21 protein-coding genes, 1 tRNA gene and 1 pseudogene are annotated in these 20,556 nt (G+C 62.8%); 6 read left to right on the forward strand and 17 right to left on the reverse strand.

Annotated features, from left to right (window positions below):
* The first annotated feature begins 47 nt into the window (after positions 1 to 47).
* A complete protein-coding gene (locus tag ARUE_RS21470) occupies positions 48 to 725 on the forward strand; it encodes an ABC transporter ATP-binding protein (RefSeq protein ID WP_014923312.1) in 678 nt (225 codons plus the stop codon).
* Position 726: 1 nt separating this feature from the next.
* Positions 727 to 2,259 carry a DUF6297 family protein gene (locus tag ARUE_RS21475; protein WP_014923313.1) on the forward strand — a complete coding sequence of 511 codons (1,533 nt, stop codon included), beginning with the start codon at positions 727 to 729 and terminating at the stop codon, positions 2,257 to 2,259.
* Positions 2,260 to 2,265: 6 nt separating this feature from the next.
* Here the strand turns inward: ARUE_RS21475 and ARUE_RS21480 are convergent, their stop codons facing one another.
* Entirely contained in the window at positions 2,266 to 3,117 is an 852-nt protein-coding gene (locus tag ARUE_RS21480; RefSeq protein ID WP_014923314.1) for a PhzF family phenazine biosynthesis protein, read from the reverse strand.
* Between the two features lie 58 nt (positions 3,118 to 3,175).
* Here ARUE_RS21480 and ARUE_RS21485 point away from each other — a divergent pair.
* Positions 3,176 to 3,597: pseudogene (locus ARUE_RS21485) on the forward strand (DUF1801 domain-containing protein).
* 77 nt (positions 3,598 to 3,674) lie between these two features.
* Here ARUE_RS21485 and rplI read toward each other — a convergent pair.
* The 4 genes from rplI to rpsF form a co-directional block, all read right to left on the reverse strand.
* On the reverse strand, positions 3,675 to 4,127 hold the full coding sequence (gene rplI / locus ARUE_RS21490) for a 50S ribosomal protein L9 (protein WP_011776753.1): 453 nt from the start codon (positions 4,125 to 4,127) through the stop codon (positions 3,675 to 3,677).
* 18 nt (positions 4,128 to 4,145) lie between these two features.
* The gene (gene rpsR, locus ARUE_RS21495) at positions 4,146 to 4,385 is read right to left on the reverse strand and encodes a 30S ribosomal protein S18 (RefSeq protein ID WP_003800144.1); all 240 of its coding nucleotides are present in this window, start codon (positions 4,383 to 4,385) and stop codon (positions 4,146 to 4,148) included.
* 128 nt (positions 4,386 to 4,513) lie between these two features.
* The gene (locus tag ARUE_RS21500; protein WP_011776754.1) at positions 4,514 to 5,095 is read right to left on the reverse strand and encodes a single-stranded DNA-binding protein; all 582 of its coding nucleotides are present in this window, start codon (positions 5,093 to 5,095) and stop codon (positions 4,514 to 4,516) included.
* A 50-nt stretch (positions 5,096 to 5,145) separates the two neighbouring features.
* The gene (gene rpsF, locus ARUE_RS21505) at positions 5,146 to 5,451 is read right to left on the reverse strand and encodes a 30S ribosomal protein S6 (RefSeq protein ID WP_011776755.1); all 306 of its coding nucleotides are present in this window, start codon (positions 5,449 to 5,451) and stop codon (positions 5,146 to 5,148) included.
* Positions 5,452 to 5,683: 232 nt separating this feature from the next.
* Here rpsF and ARUE_RS21510 point away from each other — a divergent pair, with 232 nt between their 5' ends.
* The gene (locus ARUE_RS21510; RefSeq protein ID WP_014923317.1) at positions 5,684 to 6,022 is read left to right on the forward strand and encodes a YnfA family protein; all 339 of its coding nucleotides are present in this window, start codon (positions 5,684 to 5,686) and stop codon (positions 6,020 to 6,022) included.
* Between the two features lie 94 nt (positions 6,023 to 6,116).
* On the opposite strand, the gene ARUE_RS21515 is transcribed toward ARUE_RS21510, so the two are convergent.
* Positions 6,117 to 6,199, reverse strand: a tRNA-Leu gene (locus tag ARUE_RS21515).
* Positions 6,200 to 6,317: 118 nt separating this feature from the next.
* Between ARUE_RS21515 and ARUE_RS24530 the strand changes: the two genes are divergently transcribed.
* Positions 6,318 to 6,464 carry a hypothetical protein gene (locus ARUE_RS24530; protein ID WP_014923318.1) on the forward strand — a complete coding sequence of 49 codons (147 nt, stop codon included), beginning with the start codon at positions 6,318 to 6,320 and terminating at the stop codon, positions 6,462 to 6,464.
* A gap of 67 nt (positions 6,465 to 6,531) precedes the next feature.
* Here the strand turns inward: ARUE_RS24530 and ARUE_RS21520 are convergent, their stop codons facing one another.
* From ARUE_RS21520 to ARUE_RS21555, 8 genes are all read right to left on the reverse strand, one after another.
* A complete protein-coding gene (locus ARUE_RS21520; RefSeq protein WP_011776758.1) occupies positions 6,532 to 7,938 on the reverse strand; it encodes an amino acid permease in 1,407 nt (468 codons plus the stop codon).
* Positions 7,939 to 8,160: 222 nt separating this feature from the next.
* Positions 8,161 to 9,468 carry a M18 family aminopeptidase gene (locus ARUE_RS21525; RefSeq protein WP_011776759.1) on the reverse strand — a complete coding sequence of 436 codons (1,308 nt, stop codon included), beginning with the start codon at positions 9,466 to 9,468 and terminating at the stop codon, positions 8,161 to 8,163.
* Positions 9,469 to 9,505: 37 nt separating this feature from the next.
* Positions 9,506 to 10,399: an intradiol ring-cleavage dioxygenase gene (locus ARUE_RS21530; protein WP_014923319.1), complete on the reverse strand. Its 894-nt coding sequence runs from the start codon at positions 10,397 to 10,399 to the stop codon at positions 9,506 to 9,508.
* 62 nt (positions 10,400 to 10,461) lie between these two features.
* Positions 10,462 to 11,154 (reverse strand): response regulator, encoded by a 693-nt coding sequence (locus ARUE_RS21535; RefSeq protein WP_011776761.1) that lies wholly within the window; start codon positions 11,152 to 11,154, stop codon positions 10,462 to 10,464.
* Positions 11,151 to 12,440 carry a sensor histidine kinase gene (locus tag ARUE_RS21540; protein ID WP_014923320.1) on the reverse strand — a complete coding sequence of 430 codons (1,290 nt, stop codon included), beginning with the start codon at positions 12,438 to 12,440 and terminating at the stop codon, positions 11,151 to 11,153. The genes ARUE_RS21535 and ARUE_RS21540 overlap by 4 nt, the downstream gene beginning before the upstream one ends.
* A gap of 26 nt (positions 12,441 to 12,466) precedes the next feature.
* Positions 12,467 to 13,318 (reverse strand): ABC transporter permease, encoded by an 852-nt coding sequence (locus tag ARUE_RS21545; RefSeq protein ID WP_011776763.1) that lies wholly within the window; start codon positions 13,316 to 13,318, stop codon positions 12,467 to 12,469.
* Between the two features lie 2 nt (positions 13,319 to 13,320).
* Positions 13,321 to 14,265 carry an ABC transporter ATP-binding protein gene (locus ARUE_RS21550; protein WP_011776764.1) on the reverse strand — a complete coding sequence of 315 codons (945 nt, stop codon included), beginning with the start codon at positions 14,263 to 14,265 and terminating at the stop codon, positions 13,321 to 13,323.
* 165 nt (positions 14,266 to 14,430) lie between these two features.
* Positions 14,431 to 15,933: a bifunctional phosphatase PAP2/diacylglycerol kinase family protein gene (locus ARUE_RS21555; RefSeq protein WP_011776765.1), complete on the reverse strand. Its 1,503-nt coding sequence runs from the start codon at positions 15,931 to 15,933 to the stop codon at positions 14,431 to 14,433.
* Positions 15,934 to 15,988: 55 nt separating this feature from the next.
* Between ARUE_RS21555 and ARUE_RS21560 the strand changes: the two genes are divergently transcribed.
* Entirely contained in the window at positions 15,989 to 16,693 is a 705-nt protein-coding gene (locus ARUE_RS21560; protein WP_043470904.1) for a phosphatase PAP2 family protein, read from the forward strand.
* Here the strand turns inward: ARUE_RS21560 and ARUE_RS21565 are convergent.
* From ARUE_RS21565 to ARUE_RS21575, 3 genes are all read right to left on the reverse strand, one after another.
* The gene (locus tag ARUE_RS21565; protein ID WP_014923321.1) at positions 16,638 to 17,825 is read right to left on the reverse strand and encodes an MFS transporter; all 1,188 of its coding nucleotides are present in this window, start codon (positions 17,823 to 17,825) and stop codon (positions 16,638 to 16,640) included. The genes ARUE_RS21560 and ARUE_RS21565 overlap by 56 nt on opposite strands.
* Positions 17,822 to 18,589: a DeoR/GlpR family DNA-binding transcription regulator gene (locus tag ARUE_RS21570; protein WP_014923322.1), complete on the reverse strand. Its 768-nt coding sequence runs from the start codon at positions 18,587 to 18,589 to the stop codon at positions 17,822 to 17,824. Before ARUE_RS21570 ends, ARUE_RS21565 begins: the two co-directional genes overlap by 4 nt.
* Before the next feature lie 155 nt (positions 18,590 to 18,744).
* On the reverse strand, positions 18,745 to 20,427 hold the full coding sequence (locus ARUE_RS21575) for an ABC-F family ATP-binding cassette domain-containing protein (protein ID WP_014923323.1): 1,683 nt from the start codon (positions 20,425 to 20,427) through the stop codon (positions 18,745 to 18,747).
* Positions 20,428 to 20,556 lie beyond the last annotated feature (129 nt).

Consider the following 20,556-nt stretch of genomic DNA (forward strand, 5'->3'; position numbering starts at 1 on the left):
TAAACGCTGCAGTGGGGTGGCGCCAATCCCGCCGGTAGGGTTGCACCATGGGGACAGTTCTGGAGGCCGAAGGCCTGTTGGTTGGGTATGCCGGGGCTCCGGTCTGCGGCGAAGTTTCTGCGTCGGTGGACGCGGGTGAAGTCTTGGGAATTGTGGGCGTGAACGGAGCAGGAAAGTCCACGGTAGCCCGGACCATCGCTGGACGGCAGGCCTCTCTGGCAGGAGACGTGAAGGTCCATGGTCTCCTCATCGATCCGGACGCCGTACCGTTCCGCCGGCAGGTCTCCGCTGTCTTCGATGATGATCTCTTCTTTCCGTCCCTCACTGTTCGGGAACACCTGCTCCTCATCGCCCGTGGGCACTCCCTGGAGGACCCAGAGGCGCGCGTTGAAGAAGAGCTGGAGTTCTTCGGGCTCCTGGGCAGGGCCCATGCGATCCCCGATGCTTTGTCTTCCGGCCAGCGCCGCAGGTTGCTGCTTGCCGCCGGACTGATCCGCCCGTCGTCGCTCCTGATTCTGGACGAGCCCGAACAGCGGCTCGACCCGCGGATGCGGGTAGCCATGGGCGAACGCATAGCGGACCACGCCAAGGACGGCGGCGCAGTAGTGCTGGTCACCCATGATCCCCAGCTGCTGCTGGCTACGGCCACCACGTGTTTGGTCATTGACGAGGAAGTTCTGGAGTTCGATCCAGAGCAGGGGGCTTCGATCATTGCCGGGTCCTGACATGCTCACCCGTGAACTTTCCCCGCAGCACCGGGAATTGGCCTCCGAGATTGTCCGGTTCACCCGCCGGAGCGCCAAAAGGTACAAACGCAGCCGGACCTCGTGGGGAGACCTCTTTGTTGATGCCTACAGTTGGGCGCTCGGCATTGGTGTATCCCTGACCATTGCGGCCTCGTTCGTCCTGGCGTTGCGCAACGAGATTGCTCAACGGGCATCAACGGCCAACAGCATCATCCGCGCACAATGGCTCGTCCTGCCGGAAGCGGTGTTGTGGACATCCGTGACGTTCGCGGTCCTCCTGGTCATCGGCAACCTTGCACGGAAGCTTGGACCGATGACCGTGAACGGAGCAGAGAGCACCTGGTGGCTGACGCTTCCCGTTGACCGCCGCCCCATGGTCCTGCCACCCTTCGCTCGCAAGGTGGCGCTGACGGCGGCCGGCTCTGGCGTTATCTACCTGCCCTTCAGCATGGTGACCGCTGTTGACCGCGCACCCATGGAACACGTCTTCGCTTCGCTCACCTTCGGCGCAGCCGGAGCTATAGCGGTAGCCATGGCAGGGATCCAGCAACTTGCTTTACTGGGTCCACGACTTGGCAAGGCAATTGCGACGGCTGCGCTTCTTACATGCTCTGTCCTTCCAGCGATGCCATCCTCCCCGTGGCCGGCAGCGCTGGTGGGCGTCGCCGCCGTCGCACTCTTTGCCGTAGTTGCGCCGCGAGCCGGTCAGGTCAAGGGTGATGAGCTGGTTCGCGGCGGCGCCGTGGCCGGTCACGCGGGCGCGTCACTTTTCATGATGGACTCCAATGAGGTGCTGCGTGCGCTTGGTGGCAACCGCAAAAGGGTCGACGGCGGCAGGGCAGCCAGCTTCTACGCCCAGCCTGCGCGCGGCCCGCTGTGGGCGCTGATCCGCGCCGATGTGGTGGCCTTCCTCAGGCTCAATCCCCCGCTGACGCCGCCCATTCTTTGGCTCGCTGCCTGCAACGCCATACTTCTCGTGGAAGGCGGACTGCCCGAGTTCGCACAGTTGGCCGTCATAGTGATCGCCGGATGCGCCACGGCTTCGGGCTTGGGGAGCGTAGCCCGCAAGACGGCGCTGGTTCCTGAGCTCGACGCGCTGCTGCCGCTGCATCCGGCGCTGGTAAGGACAAGCCGGACACTCATGCCTTGCTTGGCAATGGCTGTGTGGATGGCCGTGCTTAGCGGGCTTTTGGTTCTCCTGGGCGCGGCGAATCCTTGGCTCATAGGAGTCGGTGCCCTGGCGGGTGTCGGCATGGGCGCTGGGACGCTCCGCGCGGCCACCAGGACCCCGCCGGATTGGACCGCACCTCCGGTGGAAACGCCGTTCGGCCCGGTTCCGCGGGCCCAGCTGGGCTCCCTGATGCGCGGGCTGGACGTCACCGTCCTGGCCATGGTTCCGCTGCTGCTGGCGCTGTACCTCGGCTATGTGCCGGCGTCCCTGGTCATCATTCAGGCGGTCCTCAGTGCCGGAATCTTCCTGGTGGTGGTGCTGACACGCCCCAAGCGAATCTAGCCGTGGTTAGAGGAGGACCGTGCCTTCGATGCAGGTAGCCGACGCTCCACCAACCCAGATCTCGCCAGCTTCAGCCTTGACGTGAATACACCCGGCCCTGCCCAGGACGGTACCTTGAGCGGCAAGATACTCATCAGGCGCCCGGCCGCTGCCAATCAGCCACTGGGCCGCGCCGGCATTGAAGCTGCCCGTCACCGGGTCCTCCACCATGGCATCGCCCGGAATGAACGTACGGACTTCAAAGTCGACGGCGGCACCCGGCTCATGTGGGCCAATCACCCCCACCTTGAGGTCACCCATGGCAACGAGGTCCGGCTCGATGGCCAGGACTTGTTCCGCTGAACCCAGAAGCACGCCGATCCACGTGGGTCCGTTGACCAGCCACGACGCATCCAGCAGGGCATCCTCGGGCAGCCGCAGGCCGGCAACGAGTTGCGCCCGGACATCGTCGTCCACAGGGCCGAAGCGCGTCAGCGGCGGCGCAGCGAAAGCCAAGCGGCCGGCGTCGTGCTTTACCCGCACCAAACCCGCGCCGCACTCCTGAACCAGGACGCCATCAGTCTTAGGCACTCCCCCGGCCTGCAGCCACGTGTGCGCGGAGCCCAGCGTGGGGTGTCCGGCGAAGGGGAACTCCTCGCTGCCCGTGAAGATCCGAACCTTATAATCCGCTTCGGGGTGGGTGGGAGGGAGCAGGAACGTGGTCTCGGAGAGGTTGGTCCAGTTGGCGAAGTGCTGCATCGTTTCCGTGCTGAGGCCTTCAGCATCGACGACCACCGCGAGCGGATTGCCGAGGTACGGGACCTCGGAGAAGACGTCCACTTGGTGGAAGGGCCGGATGCGCGGGGGTTCTGAAGTCACCGCAGAAGGCTATCACCGGGTGCTGGCAGGCCCGCTCCGCGTCTGCGAAACTACCCGTATGGCAGAGAACAAGACCCAGCCCACGGACGTCTCCGTGGAAGAATTCCTGGCCGCGGTGGAGCACCCCAAGCGGCGCGAGGACGGCTTTGAGCTGCTGGACATGATGCGCAACATCACCGGCAAGGAAGCCGTCATGTGGGGCCCGTCCATCTTGGTTTCGGCAGCTATCACTACAAGTACCACAGCGGTCGCGAAGGTGACGCCGCCGCCGTCGGATTCTCACCGCGCAAGGCCAGCCTGGTGCTGTACGGGCTCACCGAGGGTCCGGACGCGGACCGCCTGCTCCCGGAATTGGGCAAGCACAAGACCAGTGCCGCGTGCCTGTACGTGAACAAGCTGGACGACGTGGACCGGGAGATCCTGGCCGAGATGATCCGTGCTGGCTACAAGCACGTTATGGAGGAGTTTCACACCCCGTAGATCTCGCGCCCAGATGGCAGCAAAAAGACCCCCACCACCGGAATCCGGTAGCGGGGGTCTTCAGGTGCAGTCAGAGACTACTTTGCTGCAACGACCTCGAGGTCGATAACAGCGGAAACATCCTCGTGCAGGCGAACGTTGGCCGTGTACGAACCGACAGACTTGATGTGGTTCGGCAGTTCAACGTTGCGCTTGTCGATGGCGCCGAGGCCAGCAGCCTCAACAGCAGCAGCGACATCAGCAGGCTTGACGGTGCCGAAGAGACGACCGGACTCGCCGGCCTTCACCTCGAGCTTGACCTTCTTGGAGGACAGAGCCTGGGCCTGGGCCTGTGCAGCTTCAACAGAAGCGTGCGCACGAGCGGCGCGGGCAGCCTTGATGGACTCAACCTGCTTCTCGCCACCCTTGGTCCAGGTCAGAGCGAAGCCGCGGGGCAGCAGGAAGTTACGTGCGTAACCGTCCTTAACCTCCACAACGTCACCAGCAGCACCGAGACCGGTTACTTCGTGGGTCAGAATGAGCTTTGCCATGTTAGTTAATCCCTTCCCTTAGCCGCGGCCAGCGCCGGAGTAAGGCAGCAGAGCAACTTCGCGGGCGTTCTTGATTGCCTGGGCGATCTTGCGCTGTTCCTGAACGGTAACGCCAGTGACGCGACGAGCGCGGATCTTTCCGCGGTCGGAGATGAACTTGCGCAGCAATGCTACGTCCTTGTAGTCGATGACAGTGATGTCAGCGGCCTTCAAGGGGTTGGACTTTGGTTTGGGCTTACGGAGTTCAGCCTTAGCCATCGTGGAGCTCCTTTTCTATGGAGCCCGTGGATATTGATCCACGGGATGGTGGTGTTCGACGGCGGTTGTCACCATGGTGCCTTTCGGCAGTTCCGGTGAGCGTCCGGCGTCGGACGTTTATTTGGTGTTTAGAAGGGAGGTTCGGAATCCGGGCCGTTGCCCCAACCGCCAGCATTGCTGACACCGGGCGTAGCCCAAGGGTCATCCTGCTGCTGTGCGGGCTGGTTGCCGCCCCAGGTTCCACCGGAGTTGCCGCCACCCTGGTTTCCACCAGGAGCGCCACCTCCAAAGCCACCGGAATTACCGGCGTTACCGCCACCGAAGCCACCCTGGCCACCGCCGGAGCGCTGGGTACGGTTGACCTTGGCGTTTGCGTAACGCAGGCTGGGGCCGATTTCGTCGACCTCAAGCTCAATAACGGTGCGCTTTTCGCCTTCTTTTGTTTCGTAAGAACGGCTCTTCAAACGGCCGGAAACGATGACGCGCATGCCCTTTGTGAGGGACTCGGCCACGTTCTCGGCTGCTTCGCGCCATACCGATGCGCGGAGGAACAGGGTTTCCCCGTCCTTCCACTCATTGGACTGGCGGTCAAAGGTCCGGGGAGTAGAAGCGATGGTGAAGTTCGCTACTGCTGAGCCAGACGGGGTGAACCGCAGCTCGGGGTCATTGGTGAGATTACCGATGACCGTAATAGTGGTTTCGCCTGCCATCTACTGCCTCCTTGTTCGTTCCTGCGGGGTAAAGACCTGAAAGGGGCTGATTACTCAGCAACGACCTTCTGGTCTTCAGGGCGGATGATCTTGGTGCGCATGATCGTCTCGTTGAGAGACAGCTGGCGATCAAGTTCCTTGGCGGTAGCCGGTGCTGCGGTGAAGTTCACCACGGCGTAGATACCTTCGGACTTCTTCTTGATGTCGTACGCCAGACGGCGACGGCCCCAGATGTCTACCTTTTCGATGGTTCCACCATCGGTGGTGATGACATTGAGGAACTTCTGAAGCGACGACTCTACGGTACGCTCTTCGACCTCGGGGTCGATGATTACCATCAATTCGTAAGGACGCATATGTGAACCCACCTCCTTTGGGCTAAGCGGTTACGGTATTTCCGTAACAGGAGGTTCATTTGCGATGCTGCGTTGGCGCTCCCCGGCCGAAAACACGGCAAGAGGGCGTAACACAGACTTCAATATCTTAGTGCATCTCCTGCACTCAAAGCTATTCGGCGGGATCCGTGGGAGGAACCAGCCAGATTACGTATGTGGATAACCTGGTGGGGCAGCACGGAATACTGGGGCTATGACCGTTCTGAAGACCACCATTCTCTTCGTTTTGGCAGCCGTCGCAGAGATCGGCGGAGCTTGGCTGATCTGGCAGGCCGTGCGCGAAGGCAAAGCGTGGTGGTGGGCAGGACTCGGCGTGGTGGCGCTGGGAATCTACGGTTTCTTCGCGGCCTTCCAACCCGACGCGCACTTTGGCCGGGTCCTCGCGGCTTACGGCGGCGTGTTCATTGCCGGATCACTCGGCTGGGGAATGCTGATGGACGGCTTCCGGCCGGATCGCTGGGACGTGATCGGCGCCGCCATCTGCATCGTGGGTGTAGGCGTCATCATGTTCGCGCCGCGGCCGGGCGGCTGAGTGCTGGCGGCTGAGGGCTGGCCGCCCCGGGCCGGGCGGCTAGTACCCAGGAACGACAAAACCCCCGGAAGATCAACTTCCGGGGGTTTCTTTGTGCGCGGAGGGGGACTTGAACCCCCACCCCCTTTCGAGGACTAGCACCTCAAGCTAGCGCGTCTGCCATTCCGCCACCCGCGCAAGGTGATCAGGAGAACATGTTTCCATTTTCTCCTTGACAGCGTCAAAGACACTAACACGAAGAATGGCAATCCGTGGATTCCTGAGGCCGTGAAAGCCTCCCGCTAGGGCTGGGGCCATGGATGCAACACCCTTGAATGCCCTGGTTCTGACGGTCGTCTTCTCGGCGATCGCCCTCTATTTTCTGTACTTCGTGGTTCGTGCAGGCGTCCGGGACGGCATCCTGCAGGCCGACAAGAAACGCCATGAGCAAGCCAAACAATAAAGCGAAACGGGACAGCCGCCGTCGAGCAATGACGGCGGCTGTCCCGCTGCAGAAAAGGCGACGGCGGTCAGGAACCGATCTTGGCGCGCTCGGCTTCCCCGCCAAGCACCGGAGTGGCGGGCGTGTTGCCTTTATTGCGGTAGCGAAGCACGCCGATGCCCACTACAACCGCGGCCAACGCCAGCGACAGGAACAGCGATTCGCGGGTGGATTCGATGATGACCATGCCGATGATGAGTGCCACGATGGCGCCGATGGCAATCCATGTGAGGTACGGGAAGAACCACATCTTGAGGTCGAGCTCCTTGGCGGCTGCACCCATTCGCTTGCGCAGTATGAGCTGGGACGTCGCGATGACCAACCACACGAAGAGCGCGATGGCACCCGAGGTATTCACGAGGAACAGGAACACCGAGTCCGGGGCAATGTAGTTCGCGCCAACGGTGAGGAACCCCACCACGGTGGAAGCGAGCACGGCCGCGGCCGGAACCCCACGCTTGGAGATCTTCATCCAGGACTTGGGAGCGTCGCCGCGCTGCGAGAGCGAGAACAGCATGCGGCTGGCGGTGTACAAGCCCGAGTTGAGGCAGGAGAGCACCGAGGTGAGGACAACAATGTCCATGATGGTGCCGGCACCCGGGATTCCGTAGAGCTCGATGACAGCAACATAGGGGCTCTTGGCCACGGAGGCGTCGTTCCAAGGCAGCAGGGTCACCACGATGGCAATGGAGCCGATGTAGAAGATCAGGATGCGCCACACAGTGGACTTCACGGCCTTCTTGACGGCGTCCACCGGGTTCTCGGACTCGCCGGCGGCAATGGTGGCTATTTCGGCGCCAAAGAAGGAGAAGACCACCACGAGGATGCCCGCAAGAACTGCGCCGGGACCGTTTGGCATGAAGCCACCCTGATCCAGCAGGTTGGCGACGCCGGGTGCCGAAACGCCCGGCATGAAGCCAAGGATGGCAACGATTCCGGCCAGCAGGAAGATGACGATTGCGGCCACCTTGATGGATGCGAACCAGAACTCGAACTCACCGTAGGACTTCACGGAGCCGAGGTTGGTCAGCGTCAGGAGCACCATGAGCACAAGGGCCCAGATCCACTGGTCGACGCCGGGAACCCAGCGGTGCATGATGGCGGCACCGGCCGTAGCTTCGATGCCAAGGACGATGATCCAGAACCAGGCATAGAGCCAGCCGATGCTGAATCCGGCCCAGCGGCCAAGGGCTTTGTCGGCGTAGGTGGAGAAGGATCCGGTTTCGGGGTTGGCCGCAGCCATCTCACCAAGCATGCGCATGACGAGGATGACCACGAGGCCTGCAGCCAGGTAAGCCACGAGGATGCCCGGGCCGGCCTGCTGAATGGCAGCGCCGGAGCCTACGAACAGGCCAGCTCCAATGACGCCGGCGATGGCGATCATGGAGAGGTGACGTGGCTTCAGGGACTTGGAAAGCTGTTGGTCAGCGTGCATGGATCGGCGCCGTCCTTTAGGTTTGGGGTTGGCCGCAGTGGTGTGCCACTGGCCACATGACTAGTTCACGCTAGCCTGCGACACCGCACCGAATCCTGTGCACCCGAACATTTTGCACTCCCTCAAACAGGGGCCGTGCACAAAATGTAACCCTCAAGGCATCTAAAGTTTCTTATAGGAAACTTTTGTCATGCCCCTGAAATGAGTGTTTGACGCTTCAGCCTAGACGGCAGTACGGAAAAAAAGCTCCGCAACAGTCGAAAGGCTCTTCGGATCCTCTACACCGCACAACTCCCGCGCAGAGTGCATGGACAGCAGCGGAATCCCCACATCCACCGTCCGGATGCCCAAGCGTGTAGCTGTGAGGGGTCCGATGGTGGAACCACACGGGAGATCGTTGTTGGAGACGTACTCCTGGTACGGAACGTCAGACTCATCACAGAGCCTTGCCCAGACGGCGGCGCCCGTCGCGTCTGTGGCGTAGCGCTGGTTCGCGTTGATCTTCAGCAGCGGACCGCCGTTCAACACCGGTTTGTTTGCGGGGTCATGCTTCTCCGCGTAGTTCGGGTGGACAGCGTGGCCGGCGTCCGCAGAAACGCAGAACGACGCCGCCAAAGCCTGCCGCCGCTGGCTCACCGTAGCGCCCAGGCCGTCGGAGATGCGGACCAGGATGTCCTCAAGGATGGGGCCGCAGGCGCCGGACCGGGAGTTGGAGCCGATCTCTTCATGGTCGAAGGCAGCAAGGACGGCGATCGGGCCCCCTGCCGGAGCATCGGCTGCGTGCGCTACCAACGCCACCAAACCAGCGTGTGTGGAGGAGAGGTTATCCATGCGCCCGGAAGCGAAGAACTCACTCTTGGCCCCGAAAACCGCCGGTGCCTGCGTGTCTGCCACCACGACGTCGTACCCGCCGATATCGGCAGCGTCCACAGTGGCGCCCTCAACGCGATCGGCAAGCAGTGCCAGAAGATCTTCACCGGTTGGGTCGCCCTGGCCGAAGACGGGGTTCATGTGTTGCTGCTTGGAAAGGTGGAGTCCGTTGTCGTTGACGCCGCGGTCCAAGTGAATGGCAAGCTGCGGGAAACGGAGGAGGGGTCCGGTGGCCGTGAGGTGCTGGGTTCCATCGCGCAGTACCAAGCGGCCCGCCAACTGCAGTTCGCGGTCCAGCCAGGAGTTGAGCAGCGGCCCACCGTAGACCTCCACACCGGCCTGCAGCCAACCGAACTTACCGGTGGTGGGCTTCGGCTTGAGCTTGAACGACGGCGAATCGGTGTGTGCACCAAGGATGTTGAAACCAGTGGTGGGGCCGGCGTTTTCGGGAGTCACCCAGGCAATGAGCGCACCGTCGCGGATCACGTAGAACTTGCCTGCTCCGCCGTCCCACGGCTGCAGTTCATCCAATCCCGTGAAGCCCGCGGCGTCGAGTCGGCGCGCGGCTTCGTGCACAGCGTGGAAGCTCGACGGCGACGCCGATACGTACTCGCCCAGGTCCTTGATGTGGTCAACTGCTGCGGAGGCATTCGAAGGCATGCCCCCGAGTCTAGCCCCGCTTTCGTTGCCGGCCGGGCTAGACGGTGACGTTCAGCGCGGCCGTGTAACCGCCCGCGACCGAACCGGACATAGTCGCCAGCTGGTATATGCCTCCATCGTCACCAAAGACGTTGTCCGAGGTCAGGGTGGTATTCGGGAAGTTCTTGGCGCTGGATTCATAACCGGCCGTCGCATAGACCTCCTTGCAAGCCTTCTCAGTAAGTGCGATCTGCGAGACCGTCAGCACCTGTCCGGCTGCAGTCGTATTGCTCATGGATTCGAATACCTCAAAGTGAATATGTGGCCAGCGGCCGTTGTACGCTCCCGGGTAGATAGTGCTGAAAGTCAGTTGGCCGTTGGCATCTGCTTCCTGCACGCCTCGGAGGTAGTTCTCGTTCTCCAAGCCCGAATCGTAGAGCGAATATTTGCCGTTCTGGTCGCAATGCCAGGCATACACGGCGGCACCGGCCAGAGGAGCGCAACCGTTCGCGTTGTCCAGAAGCGTCAAGGTCACTGTCAGCGGCACGCCCTCAGCCTTGGTGGTGGAGGTGCCAAAACTGGACCTGATGTCGCGACGGACTACTCCCGAAGCCTCGAGCACGTTGGGGCCGTTGGAACCGTCGCCCGGGTAAGGCCCCAGCGTCTCCTCCGGGATCTCCACTCCGCATTCTGCGAACGCCCGGGTCACCGTGCTCGTGGCCGACGCGGAAGGTGACGCAGCCGCCGTCGTGGTTTCCGTCGCCGTGGCAGTAGCGCTGGCGGTGGCAGTGCTCGACGGCGACGCGCTGCCGCCTCCCGTTCCCGGCGTGCAGGCTGCGAGGGCTGCTGCCGTTCCAGCGCCGAAGAGGAGCCCCAAGCTGCGGCGCCGGCTCAGGAGCGTGGAGAGATCGAATTCAAGGCCGCGGTCGTGGTCGGGGTGAGGAGTTGTCATGCCTCCATGAAACGCGCCGCGCCTGTGCGTTGTACATGGTGAAACTGTGCCGCGGCTATGTCTCAGTAGTCCGGGTTGCTGGGCACCACGAGTCCGGTTTCGTAGGCGTAGACCACAACCTGCACCCGGTCCCGCAGTTGCAGCTTGCTCAGGATCCGGCGGACGTGGGTCTTCACCGTGGCCTCGGAAAGGAAGAACTTGTGGGCGATCTCAGCGTTGGAGAGGCCCTCCGCGATGGTGGTGAGGATTTCGGTTTCCCGCGGGGTGAGTTCGTCCAAGAGCGGGTCGCGGTGCGAAGTGGGCGAGTGACCGGGCACGACGCCACCGCGTACATACGTTTCAAGCAGCCGTTGCGTGACTCTCGGGGCCACCACGGCATCGCCACTGGCCACCAAGCGCACCGCGTGAACCAGCTCAGAGGGGGCAACGTCCTTGAGCAGGAACGCGGACGCCCCCGCCTGCAGCCCGCTGAAGGCGTACTCATCGAGGTCGAACGTGGTCAGGATGATGACCCGCGCGTCGGAGCCTGAATCCGTGATCTGCTTGGTTGCCTCGATGCCGTCCATGCCGGGCATGCGGACGTCCATCAGAACGACGTCAGGTTGCAGGGCTTCTACTTGGCGAACAGCCTCGATGCCGTCCGAAGCCTCGCCCACCACATGGACGTCCTCTTCACCTTCAAGAATGAGCCGGAAGCCCATCCGCAGCAGTGGCTGATCGTCCACCAGCAGCACTTTGATGACTTCTTCGATCATGATTCCCCCTTTTCGCCGTTCCAGCGGAGCTCGGCATGGACTGCCCAACCTCCCCGTTTTCCTGGTCCGGCAGTAACGATTCCAGCATAGATTCCGGCACGTTCATTCATTCCATCGATTCCCTGCCCGGTCCCCAGGCTGCCCACGGATTCGCTGCCGCCCTCACGGGTTCCGCGGCCGTCGTCGAGCACGTCAATGGTGACCAAATCACCATCGCGAGCCACCTGGACATCAACGCGGCTGAGCGAGCGCCCGTACCGCAGGACGTTGGTCAACGACTCCTGCACGATCCGATAGACAGTGAGTTCGAAGGCCGGGTCAGCCGGGAGGCCCGGCCCCGTGTGGGCGTAGTGCAGCGGCAGTCCGGCTGTCCGGAAGCCGTCCAAGAGTTTCGCCAGGTTCTGCCCGGATTCAAGGGGTGTCAGTGGTGCCGGTCGCCCGGAATCATCCCGCAGAACGCCGAGTACGCGGCGCATGTCGGCCAGCGCGGCCCTTCCCGTCCGGGATAGTTCTCCGAGCACGTCACCGGCGCGCTCCGGATCTTTCTTGACCACCACGGCGGCACCGTCCGAAAGGCTGATCATCACTGTCAGCGAGTGCGCCACGACGTCGTGCATTTCCCGGGCAATTCGGTTGCGCTCGGTGACCTTGCCAAGCTGGGTGGTTCGCGCGGCCCACGCCGCAATCTCGGCTTCATGTTCCCTGCGCTGGCGCACCGAAATGCCGATGCCTGTGGCCAAAAGGTTGGACAGCATGATGGTCACCGCAGTGGCGATGTTGTTGATGAGGTGGAAGTTCTCCGGAACGTCCTGCAGGTTGTCCATCTCGCTGGGACTCGTCCACATGAACAGGTAGAGCAGGCTCAGAGGCAAGCTGGCTACCGCGAAAACCACCAGCGCCAACGCACGCTTCCGGAGTGACGCCACGGCATAGAGCGCGAACCATAGACCTGCGGAAACATTCGATCCCCAAGGGTTCAGGATGGTGGCCGCTATTTCCAGAAGGGAGACAGCGAGAACCACCTGAAGCGGAAACGGGCGCCTGAAGAACAACGCGATGGCGATCAACAGCAGTATCGCCACCACGAGCCATTTGCCGTCGACGACCGACGGAATGATGGTGGGCAGCGCCAACAAAAGGTAGCAAAGGACCACCACTGCATCCATCGCGCGGGGCCGTTTGAAGAAGTAACGCCGTATTCGGCCCCTGCGGCGCTGGGCAATTTCAGCGAAGGACGCGTCGGCCGTGGTGGCCGACGCGTCCTTCATCTGTGGAGCTTCAGTCATGAATTGAGCCTAGACGGCAACCCGTCCTAGACGTCCCGCTTCTTGAGCAGGATCATGGCCAGGGCCACCGGCACAACCACCCAGGCGCCAAGAACCAGCGCGGCCTGCCACGCTTCCAGCGTGTCCGGGACATGCTCGACGGCGGTCATGGGCGTGATGGTGCTCGTGGGGAGGTACTTGTTGGCTTCCTTGAAGAAGTCGCCGGGGATGAGCTGGAAGGCAATAGGCGCAACGAACAGGAGTCCCACCAGGCTCATGATGCCGCCGGCCGAGTTACGGACGATGGTTCCGAGGGCCATGCCGATTGCTGCCACGGCTGCCACGTAGAGGCTGTTGACCAGAAGGAGCTTGATGGACTGTGAGCTGCCAAGGTCCAGCTTGAGGTCGTAGTTATCAACGATGGGAAGCGACACCAGGCCCGCGATGTAAATGGACACCGCTGTCAGGAGGAAAGCGCTGACCATGACCACAATGAGCTTCGCCAGGAAAGGCGAGAGCCGCTTGGGGACGGCGGCAAAGGTGGAGCGTGCCATGCCGGTGGTGAACTCGGAGCTCATGAGCAGGACGCCCAAGGAACCGAGGATGAGCTGGGCGAACGAGATACCCGAGGTGGGGATGCTGACGGCGAGGTCCCCGCCCTGGGCGGCCATGGCTGCTGCGACTTCGGGATCCGCCGCGGCCTGCTCCGCAAACTGGCCTGTTCCCCACGCTGAGAGGGCTGCGAAGCCCACCATGACCAGTGCCGTGGAGGCAAGGAGGATCAGCGTGGACATCAGAGTACGGAACTTGATGAATTCCGAGTTGAGTACGCGATGGAATGCCGGTCCGGGACCGACGGAGTTGCGGATGGACTTGCGGTCCAATGTGGTGGTGCTCATGTCTATTTCCCTCCGGCCTGAGCGGGAACCGAGGCCCCGGCGGTGATGTGCGAGTGGTATTCGACCTCGTCCTTGGTCAGTTCCATGTAGGCCTCTTCCAGGCTTGCCTGGAGCGGTGTCAGCTCGTAGACCATCACTTGGTTGTCCAGGGCCGTACGGGCGATGCCGCGGGGATCAAGCCCTGAAACTTCCAGCAGTTCGCGTTCGTGGACCTCCACGGAAACGCCAGTGCCGGCCAGGAGCTGCATGAGGCGTTCCGGCTGATCGGTGCGGACCCTGGTCCGGGCGTTGCCCTTGCCCGTAATGATTTCGGCGATAGGTGCGTCGGCGATGATCCTGCCGCGGCCGATGACAATCAGGTGGTCTGCCGTCAGTGCCATTTCGCTCATGAGGTGGCTGGACAGGAAGACTGTGCGGCCTTCGGAGGCCAAGTACTTGACGAGGTTGCGGACCCAGACCACGCCTTCAGGATCGAGGCCGTTCACCGGCTCATCCAGGATGATGGTCTGCGGGTCACCCAGCAGCGCTGCTGCGATGCCAAGGCGCTGGCCCATTCCGAGTGAGAATCCCTTGACCTTCTTCTTGGCGACATCGCCCAGGCCCGTCATCTCAATGACTTCACGGACGCGGCTCTTGGGGATGCTGTGGGTCGCTGCCATGGCAAGAAGGTGGTTGTAAGCCGTGCGGCTCGTGTGGACAGCCTTGGCGTCCAGGAGGGCGCCAATTTCACGCAGCGGCGCCTTGTGCTGGGCGAACGGCTCACCGTTCACGGTCACAGAGCCCGCCGTAGGAGAGTCAAGCCCCATGATCATGCGCATGGTTGTGGACTTTCCGGCACCGTTTGGGCCCAGGAAGCCCGTCACCCGTCCGGCCTGGACAGTGAAACTGACGCCGCCGACGGCGGTCTTCTCGCCGTAGACCTTGGTCAGGCCTTTTGCTTCGATCATGGAAGCGTTCCCTCCTCGGAGCACATGTGTGTGCAAGTGAGTTTTGAATGTACCTACAACGCTACTCACGGAGGGGACGTAAATCGCCTGTCTCAGGGATGATTCAGGGTTCAGTCAGGGTAGTCCTCGCGGATGACCCGCCGCGTTGAAACCCGGGCTTTTCGCTCAGTCGACGGGCAACGGCGAGTAAACGGTGAGCTCGCGCGGTTTCACAGTGAACGTGGCACGGCGGACCCCGGGCTTCGGCTCCCCGTCAACGGCCAGGACCAACGGTTGGCCAAGAGCCTCCACCGTGATGGTGGTGGCCTCGGTCAGGTGGGTGACTTTGGAGGCGGCGACGGTGCCGGTAACCACCGCCCACAGCAGCCGCGCCCGGGCGAATGGCTCGTCCGCAGTGATCATGCGCAGATCGAAAACACCGTCGTCCAGCACCGGCCGGCGAAGTGGTGCATGGTCGCTGGGATAGAACCTGCCCCGGCCCATGTAGAGGATCCAGAGTTTGTGCTTTACCCCGTCCACCAGCAGCGTGGTGGGGGAGTTCACGCCGAAGGTGCGCAGCGATGCCACCACGCTTGCCAGCGGTTTACCCATGGCAGGTTGCAGTCTCTCCCGACGTCGAACCAGGTTTGGATAGACGCCGACACTCGCCGTATTCAGCATGCCCAGCTCTGTGGTTTCCGGCATTTCAGGTAGTCCCCGTTGCACCACCACGTGCCCCAGGTCGACGGACGCTGCGTGTCCTTTGGTCACGGCATCGATCGCGTCGTCAATCGAACCGGTGCCAAGGTCGCGGGCGAAGTGATTGAGCGTTCCGCCTGGAAGCACCAAGAGCGGGAGTGAATGCTCGACGGCGGCAGCCGCCGCAGTGCCAACCGTTCCGTCACCGCCCCAGACGCCGAGTGCAACGGTGCCTGGCCGGGTTGCCACTGCATCGATCTCAGCAGCTACGTCTTCACCTTCGGAAATTTCGCGTATATAAGCCTTTGGGAATATAACCTTCAATAACTCTGCAGTCTCGGGGGAGTAGGACCCGCCCAGGACGTTGACCGCAATACCCAGCCCCTCGCCGTCGGAAATTGCGGGAGCTTCCGCAGGCGTCCGGCGCGGCGTCGGTTCGGGCGGTCGGGCCGGCCACCACTTGCGGGTCAGCAGTGCCGCTCCCGCACCGAGAGCGGAACCGAAGACCACATCGGAGGGCCAATGGGCCCCCGTGTGCACGCGCGAGTAGGCAACCCCCGCAGCAAGCGGTGCCAGTGCGGCGCCGAGTGCGGGCGAGACCATGCCGACACCCACCGCGAACGCCACCGCAGACGCTGAGTGGCCTGACGGCATGGAGGAACTCGTCGGCTGCGGATTCACGAAGCGGAACAGTGGCAGGTGCTCAGGGAGTGGCCGCCTGCGCGGGAGTGCCGTTTTGAAGACCAGGTTTGTGACCCCGGAGGCAACGCCCAGGGCGAGGAGTCCGTGGAGGGCTGCCCTCCGGGGCTTCCCTGGGAACGTGGCCATAATCCCCGCTATGCCGAACCACAGTTTGCCTTTGGTTGCCGCTGCAGAGAGTTCTCGGAAAAACACGTCGTGATCACCCTGGGGTTGCCGGGACACAGCCCGGACCAGGAAATGGTCGAATCTTGCAATCCGTTTGGGGCCTTTGCCCAAGAAGCCTCGCATCCCATCACACTAACCCTTGCCGGTGCCGCCCAGCTGCCGTGGCTACGATGAATGGATGATTCGTGTACTCCGTCCTCGTCAACGGCCCGCCTGGCAGTTGGTCACGCCCGGAGTGCTCCTGCTGTGCGCTTTCGCAGTGCCGGGCATACTGCTGATGGCCGGGCAAGGCGAGCCGGCGTTCAACGGCGTGGACGTTACCTGGCAGGCCTACGCCTTCAGCCTGCACTCACCCTTCTGGGATGGCGTGAACGTTGTCCTCAACTGGGCCGGGTATGCGGGGATGCTGGTCTTCCACGTAGTGCTCGCGATCTCGCTCCTCATATGGCAACGACCTATGGCCGCGGTGTTCGCCGCCTCAAGCGGCATCGCCGTGCTGGCACTAACGCAGCTCGCCAAAGCTGTGGTGGGTAGGGACAGGCCGGAAGGTGCCAAGGTGCTCACCGATACCGGCTCATACCCCTCGGGGCATGTATCAACCACCACGGCGTTCCTGATGGTGCTCGCCATCCTCATTGGTCGATCATGGATGGCACTGTTGGCCGTCTCCGGAATCATCGCGATGATGATCAGCCGCACCTATCTGTCGGCCCATTGGTTGAGTGACGTCCTCGGCGGCGCCTGTCTGGCTGCCGGCATTGTCCTGCTGATGTGGTGGCGTTTACGCGATATATGCATCAAGGAGAATGAGCGCGCGGACGGGCGGACTATTTGGGCGGCAAAGGCTTCGCAACGCCGGCAAGCAACAGAGCAAGCAAAATAGGCGCGCCAATGGCCAGCAAGGCCAGATGGATTCCGGTGTGGTCGCCGAGGTAGCCCAAGAGGGGCGGGCCGGCTAGGAACGCTATGTAACCGATGGTGGAGACCACAGACACCCGAGCCGCTGCATGCTTGGGGTCATCCGCTGCGGCCGACATTCCCATGGGGAAGGCCAACGCCGCGCCGATGCCCCACAGCGCCGCACCAACGCCGGCCAGGATCACATTGCCGGCGAAGACGAACAATGCGAGGCCCACGGCGGCCGCGGCCATGCTTGCCCGGAGGACGTTCACTCGTCCAAACTTGTCGATTGCCTTGCCACCCAGGAACCGCATCACGGTCATGGCCAGGACAAAGAGCGCGAACAGCAATGCGCCCGTGGACTCCGAGGCGCCAAGCCCGTCCACTGCAGCCTTCGCGATCCAGTCGTTGCCCGCACCTTCGGTAAGGGTGGCACCCAGCACCACGACGCCGATGAGCAGCGTCCTGCCGTCCCTCCAAGCCGTGGGGCCCTTCTCAGCCGCCGCGCCGCCGTCGTGAATTTCTTCGACCTCGTGCGGTAGGAAGTACTTGGGGACCGTCAGCGCCAAGATGACGGCGATGGCCGCGATGACCAACAGGTGCTCAGGCAAGCCGACACCCAGTTGGGAGAGGCCGGCCCCGATCAGCGCGCCCAAGAACGCGCCACCGCTGAAGGCAGCATGGAACTGCGGCATGATGGTGCGCTTGAGCCGGTGTTCGACGTCCGCGCCTTCAATGTTCTGCGCCACGTCCCACAGGCCGATACCGATGCCGAAGAAGAAGAGGGCAACGGCTGTGCCCGGAACGGACGCGGCCATCAGTGAGAAGGCAATGGCCGCGCCGGCAGCCCCCGCCACGATGCCGGCCACCCGGACCGTATTGGCTGTACCGATCCTGCCCACCACCCATCCGGCTGATGGAAGCGCCAGCAAGGACCCGACGGCGGTGCAGAGCAACAGAGTGCCCATCTGGCCGGACGTCAGGCTGAGTGCCTCGGTCACGGCGGGGATGCGGGCAGCCCAGCTGGCGAAGACCAAACCGTTCATGCCGAAGATCAGGAACGTCGCCACCGCAGCGGCGTTGACGTTGGTGGTGCTTCTGGTGTTGGTGGTCATGCAATCACAACTTCCACGGAGAGTTTGTTGAGCCGGGCAAGATCTTCGGGGGATGGTTCCTGGTCTGTCACGATCATGGCAACGGTGTCCATGGCTGCAACCAGTGCTACTGCGCTGGCATTCCACTTGCTTTTTGAGGCAGCCACAATCACCCTCGCCGCCGATTCCAGACCTGCGCGCTTAACGGCGGCGTCCTCTAGGTCGTGCGCCAGCAGGCCGTCCTTGAGGTTGAGGGCGCAGGGGGTTACGACGGCGGTGTCGAACCTCAGTGAGCGAACGTTGGCTTCAGTCATGGGTCCCCTGAACGACTGTTCCCCGGGGGTGAGGCGACCCCCGGGGAGTATGAGCTCCGGTGCGTGGCCGTCCTTGTTCCGCGTCAGCGCTTCCACGCCGTGCAAGGACATGGGCATCACCGTGAGTGCCCGGTGGCTCAGGCGGCGTGCGATCTCCGTGGCCGTGGAACCGCTATCCAGCCACACGTGCTCGCGGTCCTTGATCAGTGGATCTACGGCTTGGGCTATACGGACCTTCGCCTCGTGGTCCTCAAGTTCGCGCTGTCCGTAGCCGGGATTGTCTCCCCGTGCCAGCAAGCTGCGGGCACCACCATGGACGCGCTTGAGAACTCCGTTTGCTGCGAGGATTTCGAGGTCTCGACGGATGGTGGCCCCGGAGGCTCCCGTAGCTTGGACGAGCTCGTCCACTGTGGCTTCTTCGCGTGTACGCAACAGCTCGCCAATGAGCCGGTGGCGGTCAGCAGTTCCCATGCTTCAACCGTAGCAAGGATTGCTCATTTAATCACCATGAGTGATCATTTGCGCATCCAACGCTCTCTCACATCCCATGGCTTAAAGGGAAACGCTCTTGCAGCAACTGCAAGAGCGTCGGCCAAAAAGGGCTGTTATGTGAGAGAGCGTCGGAACTACCGGGCGCGCTCCACCCGCTTCTCGTCCCACACGGGTTCCTCGGATTCGTAGACCTTGCCGTCGGAGCCGAAAATCAGGAACCGGTCAAAGGACTTGGCGAACCACCGGTCGTGTGTGACAGCCAGGACAGTGCCCTCGAAAGCATCGATTGCTCGTTCCAAAGCCTCGCCCGAGTGCAGGTCCAAGTTGTCCGTGGGCTCGTCGAGCAGCAACAGGGTGGCACCGGAAAGCTGCAGCAGCAGGATCTGGAAACGAGCCTGCTGGCCCCCGGACAAGGACTCATACTTCTGCTCGGACTGACCGGCCAAGCCGTACGAATCCAAGGCTCCAGCGGCAGCCTCACGAGGAAGGCCGGACCGGTGTTCGTCGCCGCGGTGCAGGATCTCCAACAAGGTACGGCCCAGAAGGTCAGGGCGCACATGCGTCTGCGCGAAGAATCCGGGCCTGATGCGGGCGCCGAGCTTAACGGCCCCTTCGTGCGGCACTTCAGCGATCACGACGTCGGACACTGGCAGGTGCTCGCGTTCGGGGTCGGTGCCGCCGGTGGCAAGGAGGCGCAGGAAGTGGCTCTTACCGGAGCCGTTGGATCCCAGCACGCCAACGCGGTCGCCGAACCAGATCTCCGTGGAGAACGGCTTCATCAGTCCGGTCAGTTCGAGCTTCTCGGCTACAACGGCGCGCTTGGCAGTTCGCCCACCTTTGAGGCGCATCTTGACGTTCTGCTCGATCGGCAGGGCCTCGGGCGGCCCAGCTTCCAGGAACTTGGCAAGGCGGGTCTGCGCTGCCTGGTACCTGTTGGCCATGTCGGAACGGAAGGCTGCCTTGTTCTTGTACATGTTGACGAGTTCCTTGAGCTTTACGTGCTCCTCGTCCCAGCGCTTGCGGAGTTCCTCGAACCTGGCGTTGCGGTCGGCGCGTGCCTCCACGTATGAGCCGAAGCCTCCGCCGTGGATCCATGCCCCGGCACCGTTGATGCCGGGTTCAAGCGTAACGATCCGGCCGGCCGCGTTGTTGAGCAGCTCGCGGTCGTGGCTAATGAACAGCACGGTCTTCTTGGACTCGTTGAGCTTCCCCTCGAGCCAGCGCTTGCCGGGCACGTCAAGGTAGTTGTCCGGCTCGTCGAGGAGCAGGAGCTCATCCGGACCGGCAAACAGGGCCTCGAGCACCAGGCGCTTCTGCTCGCCACCGGACAACGTCGAGGCGCGGCGGAACTGTGCTTTGTCGAAGGAAATTCCGAGTGCTGCCATGCAGACTTCGTCCCAGACGGTTTCGACGTCGTACCCGCCGGCATCTCCCCAGTCCACAATTGCCTGGGCGTACTTCATCTGGGTGGGCTCGTCGTCGTGCTCCATCATGGCGAGCTCGGCGTCCTCCACGGCCTTGGCAGCGGCGGCGAGGCCGGCCTGTGCCGTGGAAACCAGGAGGTCGCGGACGGTTGATTCGTCGCGGACCTGGCCGACGAACTGGCGCATGATGCCCATGTTTCCGGAACGGCCCACAACGCCTTCGTCCGGCGTGAGATCCCCGGAGATGATTTTGAACAGGGTGGTCTTGCCCGTGCCATTGGGGCCGATGAGCGCCGTCTTGGTGCCATCGGGGACCTTGAAAGTCACCCCGTTGAGCAGCTGGGTGCCGTCGGAGAGGAAGTAGTCGATGCCGGAAACGTCAATATGGGCCACGTTTCAATCCTCCCACGGCGGCGGATTGGCGCTCGACGGCGGCACTAGGCGTGGGTGCGTGGGCTGACTTCGCGCGCGGTTGGTGGAGCATTGTTTTCCACGTCCCCCCGCCTTACCGTGAAAGGACGG

The organism is Arthrobacter sp. Rue61a (assembly GCF_000294695.2).
In the GTDB taxonomy this organism is placed as follows: Bacteria; Actinomycetota; Actinomycetes; order Actinomycetales; family Micrococcaceae; genus Arthrobacter; species Arthrobacter aurescens_A.

Bases quoted from the DNA above. Each gene is read 5' to 3' on its own strand.
- ARUE_RS21470 (WP_014923312.1), top strand. From the start codon at position 48: ATGGGGACAGTTCTGGAGGCCGAAGGCCTGTTGGTTGGGTATGCCGGG.
- ARUE_RS21500 (WP_011776754.1), bottom strand. From the start codon at position 5,095: ATGGCAGGCGAAACCACTATTACGGTCATCGGTAATCTCACCAATGAC.
- ARUE_RS21510 (WP_014923317.1), top strand. From the start codon at position 5,684: ATGACCGTTCTGAAGACCACCATTCTCTTCGTTTTGGCAGCCGTCGCA.
- ARUE_RS21565 (WP_014923321.1), bottom strand. From the start codon at position 17,825: ATGACCACCAACACCAGAAGCACCACCAACGTCAACGCCGCTGCGGTG.
- rplI (WP_011776753.1), bottom strand. From the start codon at position 4,127: ATGGCAAAGCTCATTCTGACCCACGAAGTAACCGGTCTCGGTGCTGCT.
- ARUE_RS21475 (WP_014923313.1), top strand. From the start codon at position 727: ATGCTCACCCGTGAACTTTCCCCGCAGCACCGGGAATTGGCCTCCGAG.
- ARUE_RS21535 (WP_011776761.1), bottom strand. From the start codon at position 11,154: ATGATCGAAGAAGTCATCAAAGTGCTGCTGGTGGACGATCAGCCACTG.
- ARUE_RS21570 (WP_014923322.1), bottom strand. From the start codon at position 18,589: ATGGGAACTGCTGACCGCCACCGGCTCATTGGCGAGCTGTTGCGTACA.
- ARUE_RS21530 (WP_014923319.1), bottom strand. From the start codon at position 10,399: ATGACAACTCCTCACCCCGACCACGACCGCGGCCTTGAATTCGATCTC.
- ARUE_RS21540 (WP_014923320.1), bottom strand. From the start codon at position 12,440: ATGACTGAAGCTCCACAGATGAAGGACGCGTCGGCCACCACGGCCGAC.
- ARUE_RS21520 (WP_011776758.1), bottom strand. From the start codon at position 7,938: ATGCACGCTGACCAACAGCTTTCCAAGTCCCTGAAGCCACGTCACCTC.
- rpsR (WP_003800144.1), bottom strand. From the start codon at position 4,385: ATGGCTAAGGCTGAACTCCGTAAGCCCAAACCAAAGTCCAACCCCTTG.
- ARUE_RS21545 (WP_011776763.1), bottom strand. From the start codon at position 13,318: ATGAGCACCACCACATTGGACCGCAAGTCCATCCGCAACTCCGTCGGT.
- ARUE_RS21525 (WP_011776759.1), bottom strand. From the start codon at position 9,468: ATGCCTTCGAATGCCTCCGCAGCAGTTGACCACATCAAGGACCTGGGC.
- ARUE_RS21555 (WP_011776765.1), bottom strand. From the start codon at position 15,933: ATGCGAGGCTTCTTGGGCAAAGGCCCCAAACGGATTGCAAGATTCGAC.
- ARUE_RS24530 (WP_014923318.1), top strand. From the start codon at position 6,318: ATGGATGCAACACCCTTGAATGCCCTGGTTCTGACGGTCGTCTTCTCG.
- ARUE_RS21560 (WP_043470904.1), top strand. From the start codon at position 15,989: ATGATTCGTGTACTCCGTCCTCGTCAACGGCCCGCCTGGCAGTTGGTC.
- ARUE_RS21550 (WP_011776764.1), bottom strand. From the start codon at position 14,265: ATGATCGAAGCAAAAGGCCTGACCAAGGTCTACGGCGAGAAGACCGCC.
- rpsF (WP_011776755.1), bottom strand. From the start codon at position 5,451: ATGCGTCCTTACGAATTGATGGTAATCATCGACCCCGAGGTCGAAGAG.